The 20,787-nt window shown below is 68.0% G+C and carries 17 protein-coding genes and 2 riboswitches; of the genes, 9 read left to right on the top strand and 8 right to left on the bottom strand.

The window, feature by feature from the left end:
• From PGN27_RS02850 to PGN27_RS02810, 9 genes are all read left to right on the top strand, one after another.
• Nucleotides 1–819 carry a DUF881 domain-containing protein gene (locus tag PGN27_RS02850; protein WP_335324733.1) on the top strand — a complete coding sequence of 273 codons (819 nt, stop codon included), beginning with the start codon at nucleotides 1–3 and terminating at the stop codon, nucleotides 817–819.
• A 28-nt stretch (nucleotides 820–847) separates the two neighbouring features.
• Nucleotides 848–1,243, top strand: coding sequence for a glycine cleavage system protein GcvH (gene gcvH / locus PGN27_RS02845; RefSeq protein ID WP_335324732.1), 396 nt, complete (start codon nucleotides 848–850; stop codon nucleotides 1,241–1,243).
• Between the two features lie 199 nt (nucleotides 1,244–1,442).
• The gene (gene garA, locus PGN27_RS02840) at nucleotides 1,443–1,907 is read left to right on the top strand and encodes a glycogen accumulation regulator GarA (protein ID WP_335324731.1); all 465 of its coding nucleotides are present in this window, start codon (nucleotides 1,443–1,445) and stop codon (nucleotides 1,905–1,907) included.
• A gap of 28 nt (nucleotides 1,908–1,935) precedes the next feature.
• A complete protein-coding gene (gene ftsR, locus PGN27_RS02835) occupies nucleotides 1,936–2,664 on the top strand; it encodes a transcriptional regulator FtsR (RefSeq protein ID WP_335324730.1) in 729 nt (242 codons plus the stop codon).
• Between the two features lie 46 nt (nucleotides 2,665–2,710).
• Entirely contained in the window at nucleotides 2,711–3,205 is a 495-nt protein-coding gene (locus PGN27_RS02830) for a bifunctional nuclease family protein (protein WP_281570417.1), read from the top strand.
• A gap of 190 nt (nucleotides 3,206–3,395) precedes the next feature.
• Nucleotides 3,396–4,019, top strand: coding sequence for a MerR family transcriptional regulator (locus tag PGN27_RS02825; RefSeq protein ID WP_335324729.1), 624 nt, complete (start codon nucleotides 3,396–3,398; stop codon nucleotides 4,017–4,019).
• A gap of 62 nt (nucleotides 4,020–4,081) precedes the next feature.
• Nucleotides 4,082–4,179: riboswitch (glycine riboswitch) on the top strand.
• Nucleotides 4,180–4,274: riboswitch (glycine riboswitch) on the top strand. It abuts the riboswitch before it with no gap.
• A 51-nt stretch (nucleotides 4,275–4,325) separates the two neighbouring features.
• Nucleotides 4,326–7,154, top strand: coding sequence for an aminomethyl-transferring glycine dehydrogenase (gene gcvP / locus PGN27_RS02820; RefSeq protein ID WP_335325204.1), 2,829 nt, complete (start codon nucleotides 4,326–4,328; stop codon nucleotides 7,152–7,154).
• A gap of 9 nt (nucleotides 7,155–7,163) precedes the next feature.
• Nucleotides 7,164–8,069 carry an alpha/beta fold hydrolase gene (locus PGN27_RS02815; RefSeq protein WP_335324728.1) on the top strand — a complete coding sequence of 302 codons (906 nt, stop codon included), beginning with the start codon at nucleotides 7,164–7,166 and terminating at the stop codon, nucleotides 8,067–8,069.
• A 32-nt stretch (nucleotides 8,070–8,101) separates the two neighbouring features.
• Nucleotides 8,102–8,965, top strand: coding sequence for an endonuclease/exonuclease/phosphatase family protein (locus PGN27_RS02810; RefSeq protein ID WP_335324727.1), 864 nt, complete (start codon nucleotides 8,102–8,104; stop codon nucleotides 8,963–8,965).
• Here the strand turns inward: PGN27_RS02810 and PGN27_RS02805 are convergent.
• The 8 genes from PGN27_RS02805 to PGN27_RS02770 form a co-directional block, all read right to left on the bottom strand.
• Nucleotides 8,946–10,961, bottom strand: coding sequence for a vWA domain-containing protein (locus PGN27_RS02805; protein ID WP_335324726.1), 2,016 nt, complete (start codon nucleotides 10,959–10,961; stop codon nucleotides 8,946–8,948). The genes PGN27_RS02810 and PGN27_RS02805 overlap by 20 nt on opposite strands.
• A gap of 46 nt (nucleotides 10,962–11,007) precedes the next feature.
• Nucleotides 11,008–13,191 carry a malate synthase G gene (locus tag PGN27_RS02800; RefSeq protein ID WP_335324725.1) on the bottom strand — a complete coding sequence of 728 codons (2,184 nt, stop codon included), beginning with the start codon at nucleotides 13,189–13,191 and terminating at the stop codon, nucleotides 11,008–11,010.
• A gap of 42 nt (nucleotides 13,192–13,233) precedes the next feature.
• On the bottom strand, nucleotides 13,234–14,112 hold the full coding sequence (locus PGN27_RS02795; RefSeq protein ID WP_335324724.1) for a 3-methyladenine DNA glycosylase: 879 nt from the start codon (nucleotides 14,110–14,112) through the stop codon (nucleotides 13,234–13,236).
• A complete protein-coding gene (locus tag PGN27_RS02790; protein ID WP_335324723.1) occupies nucleotides 14,109–15,161 on the bottom strand; it encodes a hemolysin family protein in 1,053 nt (350 codons plus the stop codon). The genes PGN27_RS02795 and PGN27_RS02790 overlap by 4 nt, the downstream gene beginning before the upstream one ends.
• The gene (locus PGN27_RS02785) at nucleotides 15,151–16,515 is read right to left on the bottom strand and encodes a hemolysin family protein (RefSeq protein WP_335324722.1); all 1,365 of its coding nucleotides are present in this window, start codon (nucleotides 16,513–16,515) and stop codon (nucleotides 15,151–15,153) included. The genes PGN27_RS02790 and PGN27_RS02785 overlap by 11 nt, the downstream gene beginning before the upstream one ends.
• 244 nt (nucleotides 16,516–16,759) lie before the next feature.
• Nucleotides 16,760–18,196 (bottom strand): GuaB1 family IMP dehydrogenase-related protein, encoded by a 1,437-nt coding sequence (locus tag PGN27_RS02780; RefSeq protein ID WP_335324721.1) that lies wholly within the window; start codon nucleotides 18,194–18,196, stop codon nucleotides 16,760–16,762.
• A 101-nt stretch (nucleotides 18,197–18,297) separates the two neighbouring features.
• Nucleotides 18,298–19,752 (bottom strand): NADP-dependent phosphogluconate dehydrogenase, encoded by a 1,455-nt coding sequence (gene gndA / locus PGN27_RS02775; RefSeq protein ID WP_335324720.1) that lies wholly within the window; start codon nucleotides 19,750–19,752, stop codon nucleotides 18,298–18,300.
• 77 nt (nucleotides 19,753–19,829) lie between these two features.
• Nucleotides 19,830–20,777 carry a M56 family metallopeptidase gene (locus PGN27_RS02770; protein WP_335324719.1) on the bottom strand — a complete coding sequence of 316 codons (948 nt, stop codon included), beginning with the start codon at nucleotides 20,775–20,777 and terminating at the stop codon, nucleotides 19,830–19,832.
• Between the last annotated feature and the right edge of the window lie 10 nt (nucleotides 20,778–20,787).

The raw sequence follows: 20,787 nt of genomic DNA, 5'->3' as shown, positions 1-20,787 counted from the left end.
ATGGGGGAGCACAGCGAGCACACCGATCACCGGCCGACCGAGCACGAGCCCGAGCATGGCAGGCACGAAATGCCGCCGGGCGGTGCCGGCCGGGTGCGGCGGACCCGGTCCCAGGTGATCTTCGGGACCTTCGGCGTGCTGCTGTGTCTGCTGCTCGGTATCGCGATCGCGACCCAGGTCCGTCAGACCAGCACCGGTGATTCCCTGGACTCGGCACGCCCGGCTGATCTACTGGTGCTGCTCGATTCGCTGCAGCAGCGTGAGGCCGCCCTGAACACCGAGGTCGCCGAGCTGCAGGAGACCTTGAGCTCATTGCAGCAGTCCGGCAGCAGCGATCAGGCCGCCATCGAGAATGCGCAGGCCCGGCTGGCGGCGCTGTCGATCATGATCGGCACGGTCGCCGCGGTCGGCCCCGGTGTGACGATCACCATCGAGGACGCGGCCGCCGGTGTGTCGCCTGAGACCATGCTCGACGTGATCAACGAGCTGCGGGCCGCCGGTGCCGAGGCCATGGAGGTGCGGGGGACCCGCGCCGGCGGGGCCGGACGTGACGCGGCGGGTATCCGGGTCGGGGTCGACACTTGGGTGGTCGGGGCGCCGGGCGCGTTGATCATCGACGGGGTCACCATCGGGGCGCCGTATTCGGTTCTGGCGATTGGTGATCCGCCGACACTGGCCGCCGCGATGAACATCCCCGGCGGTGCGATGGACAGCGTGAAGCGGGTCGGCGGATCGATGACGGTGGCCCAGGCCGATGTCATCGAGGTGACCGCCTTGCGGCAACCGAAACCTCGCCAATACGCTCAGCCCGTCAAGTAAGTCCGCTTGTATCCGTCAAAGGAGCCCCGTGAGCGAGATCCCGTCCGATCTGCAGTACACCGCCGAGCACGAGTGGGTGCGACGCACCGGCGAGGACACCGTCCGGGTGGGCATCACCGACTATGCACAGGCGGCCCTGGGTGACGTGGTGTTCGTGCAGCTGCCCGATGTCGGGGCCGCGGTCAGCGCGGGCGACAGCTTCGGTGAGGTGGAGTCGACGAAGTCGCTGTCGGATCTGTACGCCCCGATCACGGCGAAAGTCGTCGCCGTCAACGGTGAGCTGGAGGGCAATCCGGAGTTGGTCAACTCCGACCCCTACGGCGCCGGCTGGCTGGTCGAACTGCAGGTCGAGACGGCCCCCGAGCCGGGCCCGTTGCCCGATCTGCTGGACGCGGAAGGCTACCGGGCAATCCTTCCCGAGTAGGTGTTGTTAGGGTTTTGCCGATCGTTCATCAACGACAGGCGTGACCGAGCCCGTGTCAGGCGGATCCGGCGGTGGTGGACCCAATGGTCCGCCCGGCGCGGTACGGTCGACATGAGACGCAACCACGGTCCGTTGGGCTGCCGAATGGCCTGACGGGCATCGGCCAGGCACGCCACAGCAGCCAGCAGAGGAGCAGCGGGTGACGGAGAACAGCAACTTTCAGGCAGACCAGTCCGACGAGGTGACGGTAGAGACGACCTCGGTTTTCCGCGCCGATTTCCTCAACGAACTGGACGCCCCGGCCAGCACCGGCACCGAGAGCTCGGTATCGGGCGTGGAGGGTCTGCCTGCGGGTTCGGCGTTGCTCGTCGTCAAGCGTGGCCCCAACGCCGGTTCGCGGTTCCTGCTGGATCAGGCCACCACGTCGGCGGGCCGCCACCCCGACAGCGATATCTTCCTCGACGATGTGACGGTCAGCCGTCGGCACGCCGAGTTCCGGTTGGAGTCTGGCGAATTCCAGGTCGTCGATGTCGGCAGCCTCAACGGCACCTACGTCAACCGGGAACCGGTCGATTCGGCCGTGCTGTCCAACGGTGACGAGGTGCAGATCGGCAAGTTCCGGCTGGTGTTCCTGACCGGTCCCAAGTCCGACGACGCCGGCTGAGTCGCCGGAGCGCTCGCGCGAGGACCAGATGACCCAACCGGACCCGGTGCCAGCCGGGATCTCCATCGGAGCGGTGCTCGATCTGCTGCGCCCGGACTTCCCTGATGTCACCATCTCCAAGATCCGGTTCCTGGAGGCCGAGGGACTGGTCACACCGCAGCGGTCGGCGGCCGGGTATCGGCGCTTCACCGCATACGACTGCGCACGATTGCGTTTCGTGCTCACCGCGCAGCGTGACCAGTATCTGCCGCTGAAGGTGATCAAGGCGCAATTGGACGCCCACCCCGACAACGAGTTGCCTGCCAGTGCGGGTTATTCGACACCGAGGTTGGTCCAGGTCGCCGACGGTGACCCGGCAGGAGATCCGGCGGCGATCGCCCCCACCCAGGTACGGCTCAGCCGTGAGGATCTGGTGGCCCGGTCGGGGATCGACAACACCATGTTGTCGGCCCTGGTGACCGCGGGTGTGATCAAGCCGGGACCGGCCGGATTCTTCGATGAGCATTCGGTCACCATCGCCCAATGCGCCAAGGCCCTGGCGGATTACGGTGTCGAGCCACGTCACCTGCGCGCATTCCGTTCGGCGGCCGACCGGCAGTCCGACCTGATCGCCCAGATCGCGGGACCTGTCGCGGCCGCAGGTAAGGCCGGCGCCAGGGACCGGGCCGACGATCTGGCCCGCGAGGTTGCCGCCCTGGCAATCACACTGCACACGTCGCTGATCAAATCGGCCGTGCGCGACGTTCTCGACCGGTGAGGACTAGAATTTTCGACGACGGCTTCTTCGCGGAGGGCAGGCGCTGATGGGTGAGGTACGGGTTGTCGGAATTCGCGTTGAGCAGCCGCAGAACCAGCCGGTGCTGCTGCTGCGCGAGGCGAACGGCGAGCGCTACCTGCCGATCTGGATCGGACAGCCCGAGGCGCAGGCCATCGCCCATGAGCAGCAGGGCATCGAGGCGCCCCGACCGCAGACCCATGATCTGATCCGCGATCTGATTGCTGCGTTGGGACATTCGCTCAAAGAGGTGCGCATCGTCGACCTGCAGGAGGGCACCTTCTACGCCGACCTGATCTTCGACCGCGATATCAAGGTCTCGGCCCGCCCGTCGGACTCGGTCGCGATCGCCCTGCGAGTCGGGGTCCCGATCTACGTCGAGGAATCGGTGTTGGCCGAGGCCGGTCTGCTGATTCCCGACGAGAGCGACGATGACTCCGCCGAACCCGTCCGCGAGGACGAGGTGGAGAAGTTCAAGGAATTCCTCGACAGCATCTCGCCGGATGATTTCAAAGCGACCTGACCAAGATCACGACTGCGTCTCGTGATGTCGACACGCGGTTTCTGTGTCGGCGACGTGTCGAACGGGCAGCCATAATTTTGATCGACGACGAGCAGTAGCGGCAATGTGTTGAGCGTATGCTCGACACATTCGAACTCGGGTTCCGACGTGATCTCACGTGTGCCCGGGGGCGACGGCGAGAGGATGGACTGTGGGCGACACGCCACATCAGGGGGAGTTGGATCTGTCTTCTGTTGGCGGGCTGACACCGCCCGTGAACGGCGCATCCGGAGAACCCGTCCAGGGCGGCCTGTTCCCGGATGATTCGATCCCGGACGAGCTTGTCGGCTACCGCGGTCCCAGCGCCTGCCAGATCGCCGGGATCACCTATCGCCAGCTCGACTACTGGGCGCGGACCTCACTGGTCGTTCCGTCCATCCGTGGCGCCGCCGGATCGGGAAGTCAGCGGTTGTACTCCTTCAAGGACGTGCTGGTCCTCAAGATCGTCAAGCGGTTGCTCGACACGGGCATCTCGCTGCACAACATCCGCGTCGCGGTCGACCACCTGCGCCAGCGCGGAGTGCAGGATCTCGCCAACATCACGCTGTTCTCCGATGGCACCACCGTCTACGAGTGCACGTCGGCCGAGGAAGTCGTCGACCTTTTGCAGGGCGGACAAGGTGTGTTCGGTATCGCGGTGTCCGGTGCGATGCGCGAGTTGACCGGTGCGATTGCCGACTTCCCCGGCGAGCGTGCCGATGGCGGCGAGTCCATCGCCGCCCCCGAGGACGAACTGGCGTCCCGGCGCAAGAGCCGCGACCGCAAGATCGGCTGATCCGGGCCGTTCCCGGCGCGAACGCCGTCGGATCGGGTGAACCGCTAGAATCGAGCGCGTATCGCCCATGCGCGGGAGAGTTCCGTGGCCGCCAGCCACGGACGCCGAAGGAGCAACACCTCTCCGTCAACCTCTCAGGCCCCCGGACCGCGCGCGGCCACGATGCCTCTGGAAAGCGGTGCCGCGCGCACCCGCCCATGGGGAAAGGCCCGGATCCGGGCTGAATCTCTCAGGCACCCCGACAGAGGGAGAGGACGCGCTTCGCGGCGCACACCTCGACCCGGGGAGACTTCTGTGTCACCTGATGTGCCTTCGACCTCGTCCGGTTTCATTGCCCGCCATATCGGGCCCGATTCCGACGCCATCGCCACCATGCTGGGTGTGATCGGCGTCGGCTCCCTCGACGAGCTCGCAGGTAAGGCGCTGCCGGCCGGCATCCTCGACGCGGTCGACGCCGAGGGTATCGCCCCGGGTCTGGAAAAGCTGCCGCCCCCGGCCAGCGAGGAAGAGGCGCTCGCCGAACTGCGCGCGCTTGCCGATGCCAACACCGTGGCGGTGTCGATGATCGGGCAGGGGTACTACGACACCCTCACCCCGCCGGTACTCACCCGCAACATTCTGGAGAACCCGGCCTGGTACACCGCCTATACGCCGTATCAACCCGAGATCAGCCAGGGACGGCTGGAGGCGCTGCTGAACTTCCAGACCATGGTCGCCGACCTGACCGGGCTGGACGTGGCCAACGCCTCGATGCTTGACGAGGGCACCGCCGCCGCCGAGGCGATGACGCTGATGCACCGTGCGGTGAAGGGTCCGTCCCACCGGCTTGCCGTGGACACCGATGTGTACGCCCAGACCGCCGCCGTGCTCGCCACTCGCGCCGAACCGCTGGGCATCGAGATCGTCACCGCCGACTTGAGCCAGGGCTTGCCCGAGGGTGACTTCTTCGGCGTCATCGTCCAGCTGCCCGGCGCGAGCGGGCGCATCCAGGACTGGTCGGATCTGGTCACCGCCGCCCACGAGCGCGGTGCGCTGGTCGCCGTCGGTGCCGACCTGCTGGCGGCGACGCTGATCACCCCGCCGGGGGAGTTCGGTGCCGATGTCGCCTTCGGCACCACGCAGCGGTTCGGCGTGCCGATGGGATTCGGCGGTCCGCACGCCGGTTACCTCGCCGTGCACACCAAGCACGCCCGCCAGCTGCCGGGCCGGTTGGTCGGAGTGTCGCTGGATGCCGACGGATCACCGGCCTACCGATTGAGCCTGCAGACCCGCGAGCAGCACATCCGCCGCGACAAGGCGACCAGCAACATCTGCACCGCACAGGTGCTGCTTGCCGTGATCGCCGCCATGTACGCCAGCTACCACGGCGCCACCGGCCTGACCGCCATCGCGCGCCGGGTGCATGCGCACGCGGCACGGCTCGCCGCCGGCCTTGGTGACTCGCTGGTGCACCAGGCGTTCTTCGACACCGTGCTGGCCCATGTCCCCGGCCGCGCCGACGATATCGTCGCCGCCGCGAAAGACGCCGGGATCAATCTGTGGCGCGTCGATGCCGACCACGTGTCGGTGGCCTGCGATGAGGCGACCACCGATGCGCACGTCGACGCTGTGCTCGCTGCTTTCGGGGTGGCTGCCGCCGAGCCGACCGGTGTCGATATCGAAACCCGCACAACGGAATTCCTGACCCACCCGGCGTTTCACCTGTATCGCACCGAGACGTCGATGATGCGATACCTGCGCTCGTTGGCAGACAAGGACATCGCGCTGGACCGCAGCATGATCCCGCTGGGTTCGTGCACGATGAAGCTCAATGCGGCCGCCGAGATGGAGCCCATCACCTGGCCGGAGTTCGCCAAGCAGCATCCGTTCGCCCCCGCGTCGGATAATCCCGGTCTGCGCCGGCTGATCTCGGATCTGCAGACCTGGCTGACCGGGATCACCGGCTACGACGAGATCTCGCTGCAGCCCAACGCGGGATCACAGGGTGAGTACGCCGGTCTGCTGGCGATCCAGGCCTACCACCGCGCCAATGGCGACACCGAACGCAATGTCTGCCTGATCCCGTCCAGCGCGCACGGCACCAACGCGGCCTCGGCGGCGCTGGTCGGGATGCGGGTCGTGGTGGTGAAGTGCCGGGCCAACGGTGACGTCGACCTGGATGACCTGCGCGCCAAGGTGTCCGAGCATGCCGATCGGCTCGCCGCGCTGATGATCACCTACCCGTCCACCCACGGTGTGTACGAGCACGACGTCGCCGACATCTGCGCCGCGGTGCACGACGCGGGTGGCCAGGTCTACGTCGACGGTGCCAACCTCAACGCGCTGGTCGGCCTTGCCCGCCCCGGCCGGTTCGGTGGCGATGTCAGCCATCTGAACCTGCACAAGACGTTCTGCATCCCGCATGGTGGTGGCGGTCCCGGTGTCGGGCCGGTGGCGGTGCGCAGCCACCTGGCACCGTACCTGCCCGGCCATCCGCTGGCAGACGAGCTCGGCGATCACTACACCGTGTCGGCGGCTCCCTATGGGTCGGCGTCCATCCTGCCGATCACCTGGACCTACATCCGGATGATGGGCGCGGTCGGGCTGCGGGCGGCATCGCTGACCGCGATCGCATCGGCGAACTATGTCGCACGTCGGCTCGACGAGTACTTCCCGGTGCTCTACACCGGTGAAGGCGGCATGGTCGCCCACGAGTGCATCCTCGATCTCAACCCGATCACCAAGGCCACCGGGGTGACCGTGGACGATGTCGCGAAACGCTTGGCGGACTTCGGCTTCCACGCCCCGACCATGAGCTTCCCGGTCGCAGGCACGCTGATGGTCGAGCCCACCGAGAGCGAGAGCCTTGCCGAGGTCGACGCGTTCTGCGACGCCATGATCGCGATCAGGGCCGAGATCGACAAGGTCGGATCCGGGGTGTGGCCTGCCGATGACAACCCGTTGCGCGGTGCCCCGCACACCGCCGAGTCGCTGCTGGTGAGCGAATGGGCGCACCCGTACAGTCGCGAGGAGGCCGCCTACCCGTTGGGCAAGGGTTTCCGTCCCAAGGTGTGGCCGCCGGTGCGCCGCATCGACGCCGCCTACGGAGACCGCAATCTGGTCTGTTCGTGCCCGCCGGTGGAGGCGTTCGCTTAGCCTGACCGGGTGCTACCGGCAGAGGTGCAGGACTGGGCGGATGGTGGTCGATTCCTGACCACCCCGTCGGGTCGGATCTTCGTCCGGTCCGCACCGGGTGCGGGCCCGGCGCTGCTTCTGCTGCATGGGTTTCCGTCCAGCTCCTTCGACTATCGCAGGGTCGTCGACGAGCTGGCCGGGCAGTCCTGGCTGACGCTGGACTTCCTCGGATTCGGGCTGTCGGACAAGCCTCGGTGGGCAGGAGCGCAGCGACCGGGGAGTCGGCGCAGCTCGCGCGTGTACAGCCTGCTGGAGCAGGCCGACATCGTCGAGGATGTGCTCGCGCAGACGACGACCGGTCCGGTGGTCATGGTGGTCCACGACATGGGCACCTCGGTGGCCACCGAACTGTTGGCCCGAGATATCCAGGGGCGCCTGACCTTCGATCTGCGAGGTGCGGTGCTGACCAATGGCAGCGTGATCCTGGAGCGAGCCAGTCTGCGCCCGTCGCAGAAGGTGTTGCGCGGGCCGCTGGGACCGCTACTGTCCCGGCTGACGGGTTGCGCCGCATTCATCCGCGGCTTCGGCAGGCTGTTCTCCCCGGCACACCCACTCACCGCTGACGAGGCTGAGGCGCAGTGGGCGTTGTTGGCCCACAACGATGGTCATCGCATCATGCATCTGCTGTGCGCCTACCTGGACGAGCGCGTGCGCTACGCATCGCGCTGGCACGGCGCGATCGCGGCGTGGACGAAACCGTTGAGTTATCTGTGGGGGCTGCAGGATCCGGTGGCAACATCCAACGTCCTGGCCGGCCTGCGGGATCTGCGGCCGGCCGCCGACGTGGTCGAGTTACCGGACGTCGGGCACTATCCGCAGGTCGAGGTGCCCAGGGAGTTCGCCGTGCAGGTGCGGGATCTGTTGTCGCTGCGCTGACATCGGGGACCGGCGGCGTACGTTGGGGTGTCATGAAGCGGGTGTGGCCCTCGGTGTTGCGCAGGACCACGCCGATGCCGGTGCGACGGTTCGACTCCGGCTGGACTCGTAGCACCGGTAGGCCCGGCACCGGTGCGGACCTGGACCGGCTTTCCCTGGCGACCTACAACATCTGGTTCAACGAGCTGTGCGCCGCACGGCGCTATCAGGCGATCGCCGACATCCTGGCTCGAGAAGAGCCGGATGTCATGGTGTTCCAAGAGGTCACCGAGCCGGCACTGAGCGTGCTACTGGCCCAACCCTGGATCCGCGCGCACTACTCCAGCGCCGCCGTGTGCGGTGGCAGGCTCGGCCACTACGGCATGCTGCTGCTATCGCGCATCCCGGTCGACCGGGTGAATTACACGCGGCTGCCGTCGAACCTGTCCCGCGGGTACCTCACGGCGCGGTACACCATCGGCGGCCACAGCTTCACCGTTGTGGGCTTGCACCTCGAAAGCGGAAAGGCCGCAGCCGCGTTACGCGAACGCCAGCTGCGGCTGGTGGTCGACTCGGTGCGCAGCCACCAGGACGTCGTGATCATGGGGGACTTCAACCTGCGCGACGCCGAGAACGCCATCCTGCCCGCCGACTTCCGCGACGTGTGGCCGACGCTGCATCCCGACGAGCCGGGATTCACCGAGGACACCACCATCAACCACATGCGCTATGACATGAAGGACAAGCACCGCCACGTCCGATTCGATCGGGTGCTGCTGCGGGCCGACGCCTGGAGCGCACGATCCATCCGGCTGCTCGGGCGTGAACCGGTCGCATCCGAGCTGCCCCGCATCTTCCCTTCGGATCACTTCGGCGTGCAGTGCACGCTGGAGCGGGTCAGCCGAGGAACTCGCTGACGGCATCGCCGAATGCCGGATCGGCGGCACCGGTGACATTGCGGTACTGGCCACCGCTGGCCTGGGCCACCGCCTCCCAGGTCGCCCGATCCGGATCGTCACCGATGTTGATGACGTTGACCGCCACCGGACGCTGCTGATTGGCGGCACCCTGGATATAGGAGATCAATCCGGGACCGTCGAGACTGCGGTCGGTATGCGGGCCCGCGGTCACCACCAGTACCGAATTCGGTTGGTCAGGACGGAAACCGGCCAGCGCGTCGCCGTAGACCAGACGCAGCGTCGTGAACGACACCGCACCGCTGGCCGAACCGCCCTGGGACTGCAGGCTCGAACCGAGCGCCGCAGACCGTGGCGTGCCGCCGAGGTCATCCCCGAGCGGACCGGTGGTGATCGCCGACCGGCCGGCCACACCGTCGAAAGTCCACAGGCCCACCGCCGCCGACGGCGGCAGTTGTTGTAGCCGATCGTTGAGCGCGGTAGCGACGTCGGTCAGGTCAGGAACGGACTGGCCGAGCATCACGGTGACGGTGCCGTCCCGCACCGGGGCGGCCAACCGGGCCGCCAGGCCGGCACGTTCGGCCGGGTCGGCGAACGACAGTGGTGACGTCACGGCGGGAAAGTCGGTCACCGGGCTGTCCGGGTTCGATGCACCGTCGGCGCGGAAACCGGCCTCGGCCAGTTTGGCGAGCTGCTCGGGTTTGCGCATGAAGCGGTCGAATTCGCTGGCCGCACTGACCTGTTCCTTGGCCAACCGGTCGCCGCTGAGCAGCACGACGGGAAAGTCGGCCACCGGGGTCGGACCGGCCGGAATCCAGGCGGCCAACTTGCTGCCCGCATCGGCCATATCTGCCCCGCGCCGGAACACCTGCTGCTCGGTGGTGGCGACGGCGTGTACCGGCGCGGCGGCCGGGTCGGCTGCGTTGACCAGGGCATCGAGTGCGGTGGACGCCTGCTTGTCGGCGAGTTCGGGCTGCGCACCCATGAGCCGTTGTGCGGCACCGGCACCGGAGGTCACCGGCGCATTCGGGGCTGCGGAGGCCGCCGCAACGGCCTCGGCCGCGAGGATGCCCGCGTCGCTGTTACCCGCGGTGGGTAATGCCAACCGCAGTCCGCCCCAGCCGGGCAGGTTCAGTCCGTCCAGCGCTGCCGGATTGGTCTGTAGATTCGGCAGTGCCGACCAGTTCTGCTCGGACAACTCGGTTTTCAGTTCCGGTCGGACGGCCAGCACCACCGGCGAGCTGACCAGGGAGCGGCTGTCGATCACCGATTCCGGCCCCGCGGCCGCTTCCAGCCGGGACTCCGCCGACGAACTGCCGGGGAGCCACACGGCGGGCCGCTCACCCAGGTCACCCGGCCACTCCCCGGTGAACCCGGCGACGACGGCGTCGGCATCGGCGGACGTGACGGCCACCTTGACACAGCGGTCACCGACGCGCGGGTTGGTACCGACGTAGTCCTGGGCCTGTCCCGAGATCTGCTCGGCGATGGCCGGATCGGCGACGACGGCGACGGTGACCTCACCCTCGACGCACCTGTCGGCCGATGCCTGGCTGCGATCAGACAGCGCATTGCCGAAGAACTGCCACAGAATCACCGCACCGACCACGGCGACCACCGTGATCAGTGCGATGACGACGCCGCGGCTGACGGTGCGCCGGCCGGGGGTGATGGCCCGGTGCGAACCGGTCCATTCCCCGCCCTCGAAGGTGCGCTGCCGACCGGTGACGGAGAACGCCTGGGTGGGGGAGTCCTCGTCGGCAACCGCCGGGAAACCCCGTGGAGCCGGATCAGGATCCTCGTACTCGTGCTGGCGAGCGTGGTCGTCACCGGCGTCCGTGTCGTAGCGGTAATCGTCTGCGTCGTAACCGAACTCGGGCTGTTCGTGCTGCCCGGCCGACGACCCGGCAGCGGGCTCGTCGCGGCGGGGATCGCCGAAGACTCCGAACTGCTCGTCAGGCTGGTCGTCGGGATCGGGAATGCTGTGCCTGCCCATCCCTACCCTCTTGTCTCGTCGTGTCGAATACCCCGCCGCAGTCTAGTCACTGGTTCGCGGCACGCGCCTTGAACTCACGACGACGCCGGTGCAGGATCGGCTCGGTGTAGCCGCTGGGCTGCTGGGCTCCCGAGAGGATGAGTTCTTGGGCCGCCTGGAAGGCGATGCTGGCCTCGGGATCCGGTGCCATCGGCAGATAGTCGGGGTCGCCGGCGTTCTGCTCGTCGACGATGGCGGCCATCCGGCGCAGGCTGGCCTTGACATCGCCTTCGGTGATGACGCCGTGGCGCAGCCAGTTGGCCAACAGCTGACTCGAGATGCGCAGCGTGGCACGGTCTTCCATCAGCGCCACATTGTGGATATCGGGCACCTTCGAGCAGCCGACACCGGCGTCGATCCAGCGCACGACATAGCCGAGGATCGACTGGCAGTTGTTGTCCACCTCTTCGTGGATCTCGTCGGGGGACCAGGCCAGCTCACCGGCCAGCGGGATGGTCAGCAGCTCGTCGATGGTGGCCCGCTTCTTGCCCGCCAGCTCCTTCTGCACCGCGGCGACGTCGACCTGGTGGTAGTGCATCGCGTGCAGGGTGGCGGCGGTGGGCGAGGGCACCCATGCGGTGGTGGCGCCGGCCTTGGGCTGACCGATCTTCTGCTCGACCATATCGGCCATCAGATCGGTCATCGCCCACATGCCCTTGCCGATCTGGGCCCGCCCGGCCAGGCCGGTCGCCAGGCCGGTGTCGACGTTCGCGTCCTCGTAGGCCTTGATCCAGGGCTGCGATTTCATCGCGCCCTTGCGGATCATCGGGCCCGCCTCCATCGAGGTGTGGATCTCGTCGCCGGTGCGGTCCAGGAAGCCAGTGTTGATGAACACGACGCGGTCGGCCGCGGCCTTGATACACGCCTTCAGGTTCAGCGTGGTGCGACGCTCCTCGTCCATGATGCCGACCTTGAGGGTGCCCTGCGGCACCCCGATGACATCCTCGACGCGGGAGAACAGCTCGCAGGTGAACGCGACCTCGTCGGGCCCGTGCATCTTGGGCTTGACGATGTAGACCGAGCCGGTGCGCGAGTTGCGGTACGGGCCGTTCTGTTCGCCCTCTTTGAGGCCGTGGATGGCGATCAGGCCGGTGAACAGCGCATCCTGGATGCCCTCGGGAACCTCGGCGCCATCGGCACCGTCATTGTCGAAGACGATGGCGTCGTTGGTCATCAGGTGTCCGACGTTGCGGACGAACAGCAGACTGCGGCCGGGCAGGCTCAGCTCGCCGGACCCGTCCGGGGTGGTGAACTCCCGGTCGGGGTTGAGCACCCGGTTGAACGACTTGCCGCCCTTGCTGACCTCTTCGGAGAGGTCGCCGCGGTTGAGCCCCAGCCAGTTGCGGTAGCCGAGCACCTTGTCCTCGGCGTCGACGGCGGCCACCGAGTCCTCGAAATCCATGATCGTCGTGATGGCCGATTCCAGGACGACATCCTTGATGCCTGCCTTGTCGGTCGACCCGATCGGCGAGGACGGGTCGATGAGGATCTCGATGTGCAGGCCGTTGTGCTTGAGCAGCACCGACCAGGACGCCGCGCCCAGCTCGCCGGTGTAGCCGACGAATGCCGACGGGTCGGCCAGGGTGGGCACCAGTTGCCCGTCTTCGATCTTGACCTCGGTGATGTCGGCCCAGGATCCCTCGGCCAGCGGCACCGCCTCGTCGAGGAAGTTGCGGGCATAGGCGATGACCTTGTCGCCCCGGACCTTGTTGTAGGAGGAGCCCGCCTCGGCGCCGCCCTCGTCGGAGATGACATCGGTGCCGTAGAGCGCGTCATACAGCGAGCCCCAGCGGGCGTTGGCCGCATTGAGCGCGAAGCGGGCGTTGAGGATCGGCACAACGAGCTGCGGGCCCGCGGTCGAGGTGATCTCGGTGTCCACCCCGGAGGTGGTCACGGTGAAGGCGGGAGGCTCCGGCGCCAGATAACCGATATCGGTGAGGAACTGCTTGTACTCGGCGGCATCGAAGGGACCGATGACCCGGGCGCGGTGCCACTTGTCGATCTGGGCCTGCAGGTCGTCGCGGCGGGCGAGCAACTCCTCGTTCTGCGGGGCGAGGTCGGCGACGACCTTGTCCACGCCTGCCCAGAAGCTGTCCGGATCCACACCGGTACCGGGCAATGCCTCATTGGTGATGAAATCGTGCAGCACCTTGGCGACCCGCAGGTTGCCGACGGTCACGCGCTCGGTCATGATTCCTCCCTTTAACAGTCGACCCAGTTTACCCATCGGTAACTACGCGCGAACGGGCGCGGGCAGCCGTGCCAGTAGCGCGTCGCACCGGGCCAGCAGCTCCGCACGTAACGGCGCGGCGCGGTCGGCGATGTCCTGCTGTGCCTTGGCGTACTCGGCACGGCCGGCGGCTGTTTCGATGGCCACCGGTGCAAAACCATAGTCGGTAAGGTCGTATGGGCTGGCACACATGTCCAGGACTCGGGCGTCGGCGGCCAGATCCAGACAATCCAGCACCAGTTCGGACTCGACCAGCGGTCCCAGCTTGTAGGCCCATTTGTAGAGATCCATACCGCTGTGCAGGCAGCCCGGTTGCTCGGAGGTGAGCTGACCGTCCCTGGTGAGCGGCTCGGCGTTGCGTGGCACGGCGGCCGGTGTGAAGAACCGGAACGCGTCGAAGTGACTGCACCGCAGCGGCATCGACTCGACCACGGCATCGGTGCCCGCCGGGCCCAGCCGCAGCGGCACGGCGCCGTGCCGGACCTCGTCGGACCGGTACACCATGGCCCATTCGTGCAGCCCGAAGCAGTTGAACCGGGCCGGGCGCCGGGCGGTACCGCGTAACAGGGCGGCGACGAATGCGACGGTGTCATGCCGGGTGCGCAGCACCTCGTCGGATACGCATACCTGACCGTCGGTCGCGGTGTAGCCGGAGCGGTCCAGGAATCGCCGGGCGTCCGGCCCGGCCAGCGCCACCCCGAATCCGGGATGCCAGCGGCGCAATTGGCGGGGTCGCAGGCTGTAGTAGGTGAACAGGAAGTCCCACACCGGATGTGGCTCACCGCGCCGGGCGCGCTGCATGTGCGGCGCGACGAACATCTCCACCCGCCGCTGATGGGCGGCCTCGCGGGCCGTCCAGACGTCCTGGCCGAGCTCGATCACACCCGGTGGGTCCCGTCGCGCACGGTCCCGACGAGGTCCTCGACCAGATCCTCCAGCGTCACCATCGCGGTCACCCCGCCACCGCTGGTGACCAGCGCGAGATGGCTCTTGGACCGGCGCATCCGGGTCAGGGCGTCGGGCAGTGACAGCGACGAGGGCACCTGGACGAGCGGACGCACCATATCGGCGGGGAGCACCGTGAGATCCTCGCTGAGCACGGGCAGGACATCCTTGATGTGCAGGTAACCCAGATAGCTGCCGTCGGCGCCGACGACCGGGAAGCGCGAGTAGCCGGTCTGCGAGAGCGCGTGTTCGATGGCGGCGATGGTGGGGCCGGAACCCGGCTCGGCGGCCGGCACCGCGAAGATCCGATCCAGCGGGATCGCCAGGTCGGCCACATGGCGGTCGCGGATCTGCAGGGCGCGGGTCAACCGGGTGTGCTCCTCGCGGTCGAGCAGGCCCTCCGAGAGCGATTCGGCGATCATGTCGGACAACTCGACCGTCGACACCGTGATGTCGAGCTCATCCTTGGGTTCCACGCGCAGCGCACGCAACGTGGTGTTGGCGGCCCAGTTGTAGAAGGCGATGAAGGGTCGCGCGGCACGGATATAGAGCAGGTAGGGCGGGACGAGCAGCATCGCCGTGCTCTCCGGCCCGGCGATGGCGATGTTCTTGGGCACCATCTCCCCGAGCAGCACGTGCAGGGTCACCACGACGGCCAGCGCGATGACGAACGACACCGTGTGCAGCATCGCGTCGCTGATCCCGATGAGCGCGGCGGGTTTCTCCAGCATGTGGGCCACGGCGGGTTCACCCACCCGGCCGAGCAGGATCGAGCAGATCGTGATGCCGAGCTGGGCGCCGGCCAGCATCAGCGACAGGTGTTCCCCGGCGCGCATCACCGTCACGGCGCGCTTCTTGCCCTGCTCGGCCAGCGCCTCCAGGCGGTCACGACGAGCGGAGATGAGCGCGAACTCGGCGCCGACGAAGAACGCGTTGGCCGCGAGCAGGAGCACGGCGAGACCGACCCCGAACAGGTCACCACCCATGGGTGTCCTCCTCGGGTTCACCGTCGACCTGGACCAGCTCGAGCAGATCGATGCGCCTGCCGTCCATCCGCAGCACGCGGGCATGCCAGCGCACCGCCGGGTCACCGGGCCGGTCCGGGTCGAATTCGGTCAACTCGACGGTCTCGCCCACCTGGGGGATGTGCCCGAGCTTCTCCAGCACCAACCCGCCGATCGTCTCGTAGTCGCCCTCGGGCGCCCGGAACGGCGTCTCCGAGTCGACCTCGTCGATGCGCAACAGCCCCGACACCTGCCAGCCGGTGCGGCTCTGCACCACGTCCGGGGTGGCGTCGTCATGCTCGTCGCGCACATCGCCGACGATTTCCTCGATCAGATCCTCGACGGTGACCATGCCCGCGGTGCCGCCGTATTCGTCGACGACCATGGCGGTTTGGATGCCGTTGCCGCGGATCTGCGTCATCACCGCATCACCGTCCAGTGTCGACGGAACGGTCGGCACCGGGACCGCGAGCCGGGACAGCGGGGTTCGCGCGCGCAACTCGGCGGGTACCTCGAAGACCTGCTTGACGTGCACCATGCCGACCGTCTGATCCAGGTCGCCGTCGACGATCGGGAACCGGGAGTGGCCGGTGCGGATCGCGGCCGCCATCAGGTCGGCCACGGTGTCCTCGATCTCCAGGGATTCGATCTTCGATCGCGGGGTCATCAGCTCCTCGGCGGAACGGTCGCCGAATTGCAGGGACCGGTCCACCAGCACCGCGGTGTCGGCATCGAGTGCGCCGCTGCGCGCGGAGGTGCGCACCAGCGAGACCAGCTCCTGCGGTGAGCGGGCCGAACGCAGCTCCTCGGCCGGCTCGATCCCCATCCGGCGCAGGATCCAGTTGGCGGTGCCGTTGGTGGCCTTGATCACCGGGGTGAACAGCGTGGAGAAATACCACTGCGGGGCGGCCGCGAACCGGGCGGTGGCCAGTGGTTTGGCGACGGCCAGATTCTTGGGGACCAGCTCACCGAAGATCATCGACACCGACGTGGCGATCAGCAGGGCCAGCGCCAACGCGATGCCGCCGACCCAGTCGGCCGGGATGCGGATCGCGGTCAGCGGGGCGTAGAGCAATCGGGCCACCACGGGCTCGGCCAGATAACCGGTGGCCAAGGTCGTGATCGAGATACCCAGCTGGGCGCCCGACAGCTGGAAGGACAGGGTGCGATGGGCCTTGCGGATGAACTGGTCGCGCCGCCCGCCGGCCCTGGCGTTGGCCTCCACGACGCTGCGTTCGAGGGCGGTCAGGGAGAACTCGGCCGCCACGAAGACCGCGGTTCCGGCGGTCAACAGGATGAATGCCAAGAGGCTGAGCAGGGTCATGGTGAGATTCACGGCCACCTCACCGGATGGCTGCCGGGCCGCATGCCCGGCCGACTAGGGGACGGTTCGGCGTCGGATGCCTCGCCGGGTGGGGTCGCCGTTCCCGGCGAGCCTCCCGCGCCCAGCGGTGAACCCGGAGCCTCCACGGGTGCCTGTGGCACGGGGTCCCTCTCTGGTCTTCGGCGCGACGCGGTCGCGGCAGTCTTCGGGTGGCAGAACCGGTCCATCCTAACCGCCCGCTGCGTGGCGCCGAGCATCACCAACCCGTCGGCAGCGGATGGCCTTCGGCGAAACCGGCGGCCGACTGCACGCCGAGGACGACCTTGTCGTGCAGCTCGGGCAGAGTCCGCGCGCCGACGTAGGTGCAGGTGCTGCGCACACCGGAGGTGATGTGGTCCAACAGGTCCTCGACGCCACCCCGGTTGTGGTCCAGGCTCATCCGGGAGCTGGAGATCCCCTCTTCGAACAGCGCCTTGCGGGCCCGATCGAAGGCACCGTCGGCCGCGGTGCGGGCGGCGACGGCCCGCTTGGAGGCCATGCCGTAGCTCTCCTTGTAGGGGTGACCGTCGCGGTCGCGGAGCAGATCGCCGGGGGATTCGTAGGTGCCGGCGAACCAGGAACCGATCATCACGTTGGACGCACCGGCTGCCAGGGCGAGGGCCACGTCGCGCGGGTGGCGCACACCGCCGTCGGCCCACACGTGGCCGCCGAGTTCTCTTGCTGCCGAGGCGCATTCGACGACGGCGGAGAACTGCGGGCGGCCGACGCCGGTCATCATCCTGGTGGTGCACATCGCGCCGGGGCCGACGCCGACCTTGACGATCGAGGCGCCGGCGTTGATCAGATCGCGGGTGCCGCCCGCCGAGACGACATTGCCCGCCGCCAGCGGTAGTCCCAGGTCGAGGCCGGCGACGGCGGCCACCGCGTCCAGCATCTTCACCTGATGGCCGTGCGCGGTGTCGATGACGATCAGGTCGACACCGGATTCGGCGAGGTCGCGGGCCTTGGCTGCGACGTCACCGTTGATGCCGACGGCGGCCGCGATACGCAGCCGGCCCGCGTCGTCGACGGCGGGGGAGTAGATGCCTGCGCGCACGGCACCGGTTCGGGTCAGCACCCCGGCCAGATTTCCGGCACCGTCGGTGAGCACCGCGACGCCCACCGGCGCGTGGTCGAGCAGATCGAACACCTTGCGCGGGTCGGTACCGGCCGGCGCGGTCACGAAATCGGTGGTGGCCACATCGCGCACCCGGGCGAACCGGTCGACACCGGCGCACCCGGCCTCGGTGACGACGCCGACGGGCCTGCCCTCGGAGACGACGACGGCCGCGCCGTGGGCCCGCTTGTTGATCAGCGCGAGCGCATCGGTGACCGAGTCGTCCGGCGCGAGCTGAACCGGGGTGTCGGCGATCAGGTCACGGCTCTTGACGAAATCGACGGTGTGCCGCACGGCGGACAGCGGAATGTCCTGGGGGATGACCACGATGCCGCCGCGACGGGCCACCGTCTCGGCCATCCGCCGACCGGCGACCGCGGTCATGTTCGCCACCACGACCGGGATAGTGGTGCCCGACCCGTCGACGGTGGACAGATCCACGTCGAAGCGGGAGGCAGCCTCCGAGCGGCCCGGCACGATGAAGACATCGTTGTAGGTCAGGTCGTACGGGGGACGGTGGCCGTCGAGAAAGCGCATGCCCCGAGTCTAGTGGCCCCCGTTCTTCCCGCGAGCAGACGCGTTTACCCCTGAAACTGTGGCAGAGAAGGGGTATACGCGTCTGCTCACCAGAGGAAAGGCTAGGCCTCGATCTCGTTGCGTTGACCGCTCCACAGCGTGTGGAACCGCTTGTCCCGGTCGGCGTCGATGCGCCCGTAGGTGTGCGCGCCGAAGAAGTCGCGCAGGCCCTGGGTCAGGGCCGCGGGCAGCCGCTCGGTGCGCAGGCCGTCGTAGTACGACAGCGCCGAGCTGAACCCGGGGATCGGGATGCCCAACTCGGTGGCCTTGATCACGACGCGGCGCCAGCCGTCGATCGCGGCCTCGACGGCATCGCGGAAATACGGGTCGACGATCAACGTCGGCAGCTCGGCGTTGTTGTCGAAGGCATCGGTGATCCGGTTGAGGAACTTGGCCCGGATGATGCAGCCGCCGCGCCAGATCCGCGCCATGTCGCCGGGGGTGATATCCCAGTTGTATTCGGCGCTGCCCGCCTGGATCTGGTTGAAGCCCTGCGCATAGGCGATGATCTTCGAGGCGTACAGCGCCTGGCGGATGTCCTCGGTGAACTGCGCTGCGTCGCTTGGCTTTTGCCCCAGGTCCCCCGATGCCAGGCCGGTGGTGGCCTTGCGCTGGGCGACCGATCCGGACAGCGCGCGGGCGAAGACGGCCTCGGCGATCCCGGTGACCGGGACGCCCAGGTCGAGCGCTGACTTGACCGTCCAGCGGCCGGTGCCCTTCTGCTCGGCCTCGTCGAGGATCAGGTCGACCAGCGGCTTGCCGGTCTTGGCGTCGACCTGCTTGAGCACCTCGGCGGTGATCTCGATCAGGTAGCTGTCCAGATCGCCCTTGTTCCACTCGGCGAAGACGTCGGCGATATCGGCGGCGGTCAGCCCGAGTCCGTCGCGCAACAGCTGGTAGGCCTCCCCGATGAGCTGCATATCGGAATACTCGATGCCGTTGTGCACCATCTTGACGAAGTGGCCCGCGCCGTCGGGGCCGATATGGGTGCAGCAGGGGACACCGTCGACGTGCGCGGAGATCTCCTCCAGCAGCGGGCCGAGGGACACATAGGACTCGGAGGGACCACCCGGCATGATGGACGGCCCGTTCAGCGCGCCCTCCTCGCCGCCGGAGATGCCTGCGCCGACGAAGTGCAGGCCGCGCTCGCGGATCGCCTTCTCTCGACGGATCGTATCGGTGTAGAGCGCGTTGCCGCCGTCGATGATGATGTCGCCGGGCTCCATGGCGTCGGCCAGCTCGTTGATGACGGCGTCGGTCGGGTCACCGGCCTTGACCATGATCAGTACCCGGCGCGGCTTCTCCAGCGCGTCGAGGAACTCCGCGATGGTCTCGCTGCGGACGAAGTTGCCCTCGGAGCCGTGCTCGGCCAGCAGCGCGTCGGTCTTGGCAATCGAACGATTGTGCAGCGCAACGGTGTAACCGTGCCTGGCGAAGTTGCGCGCGATATTGGATCCCATGACCGCGAGGCCGGTGACCCCGATCTGAGCTTTACCGGTGTTGCCCGAGTTGGTCATGCGGGAGCCTTTCGCGTCGGTGTGTGTCCTTCTCGATCATTCCCTGACCACATCGCGACCGCCGAACCGGGGGATCGCTAGCCGCTGAACAGGCGGTGCAGCTCGGTCAGCCAGGGCAGTGCCAGCGCGATGGTGGGGACGATCAGGATGGCTGCCGCCGCCGCATACGCGGCCACCGCCAGTGCCAGGCTGTTGCCCTCGCCGCACAGGCGTTGCACCCGGACCACGGTGGTCGGGCCGCCCGCGGCGAGCGCGCCGGAGGGGGTGCGTCCGCCTGCGCATGCGACCAGCGCGCGCGCCAGCGGTGTCGGTCCGGCGACACGGACGGCGGCGTCGTCGGCGAGCAGTTCGATCAGCAGACGCACCGCATCAAGGGCGCTACCGCTGCGGACGAACCGCGGGAATGCGCGGTGCACGGCGGTGAACATCTCCAGCACGAGATCGTGGCGAGCGCGCAGGTGGGCACGTTCGTGGGTGAGGATCGCCGAGATCTCGTTCTCCGACAGCGAGCTCAGTGTTCCCTCGCTGACCACCACCCGACTGCGCACACCCGGCAGGCAATAGGCCATCGGCTCGGCGACGTCGAGGATGCGCAGGCCCGCCGGTCGGCGCGCCGGTGTGCTGATCTGGTCACGGCATTTACCGACCAGGTCGACGACCATGCGGTGGTGTGCGCGGCGGCGTCGGGTGGCCACCCCGACCTGGATGACGGCGACGATCAAGCGTGCGCCGATCATCAGCGTCAGTGCGAAGACCACCACGTACAGCGCCCACAGCGGCCAGCCGAGGACCGCGATTTCGCTGGTCAGGGTGGCGGTCGGACGTCCGTCGGGACCCGGAACGAATAGCCGGCTGGCGATGGCGATCCCCGCGGAGAAGGCAGACAGCACCGCCGCCAACGCTATGGCCTGCCACAACACGATCGCCGCGCGTGGCGCCCGTAGCGGCCAGCGGGCCCGCGCCAACAGCGCGGGTACCGGACCGACGAGCACCAGCGCGACGATGGAGAAGGCCAGCGCGGACACGCCGTAAGTG

This window comes from Mycolicibacterium neoaurum, assembly GCF_036946495.1.
GTDB classification, from domain to species: domain Bacteria; phylum Actinomycetota; class Actinomycetes; order Mycobacteriales; family Mycobacteriaceae; genus Mycobacterium; species Mycobacterium neoaurum_B.
The sequence above is the reverse complement of the archived record's forward strand: the minus strand, read 5'-3'. Positions and strand labels throughout refer to the sequence as shown.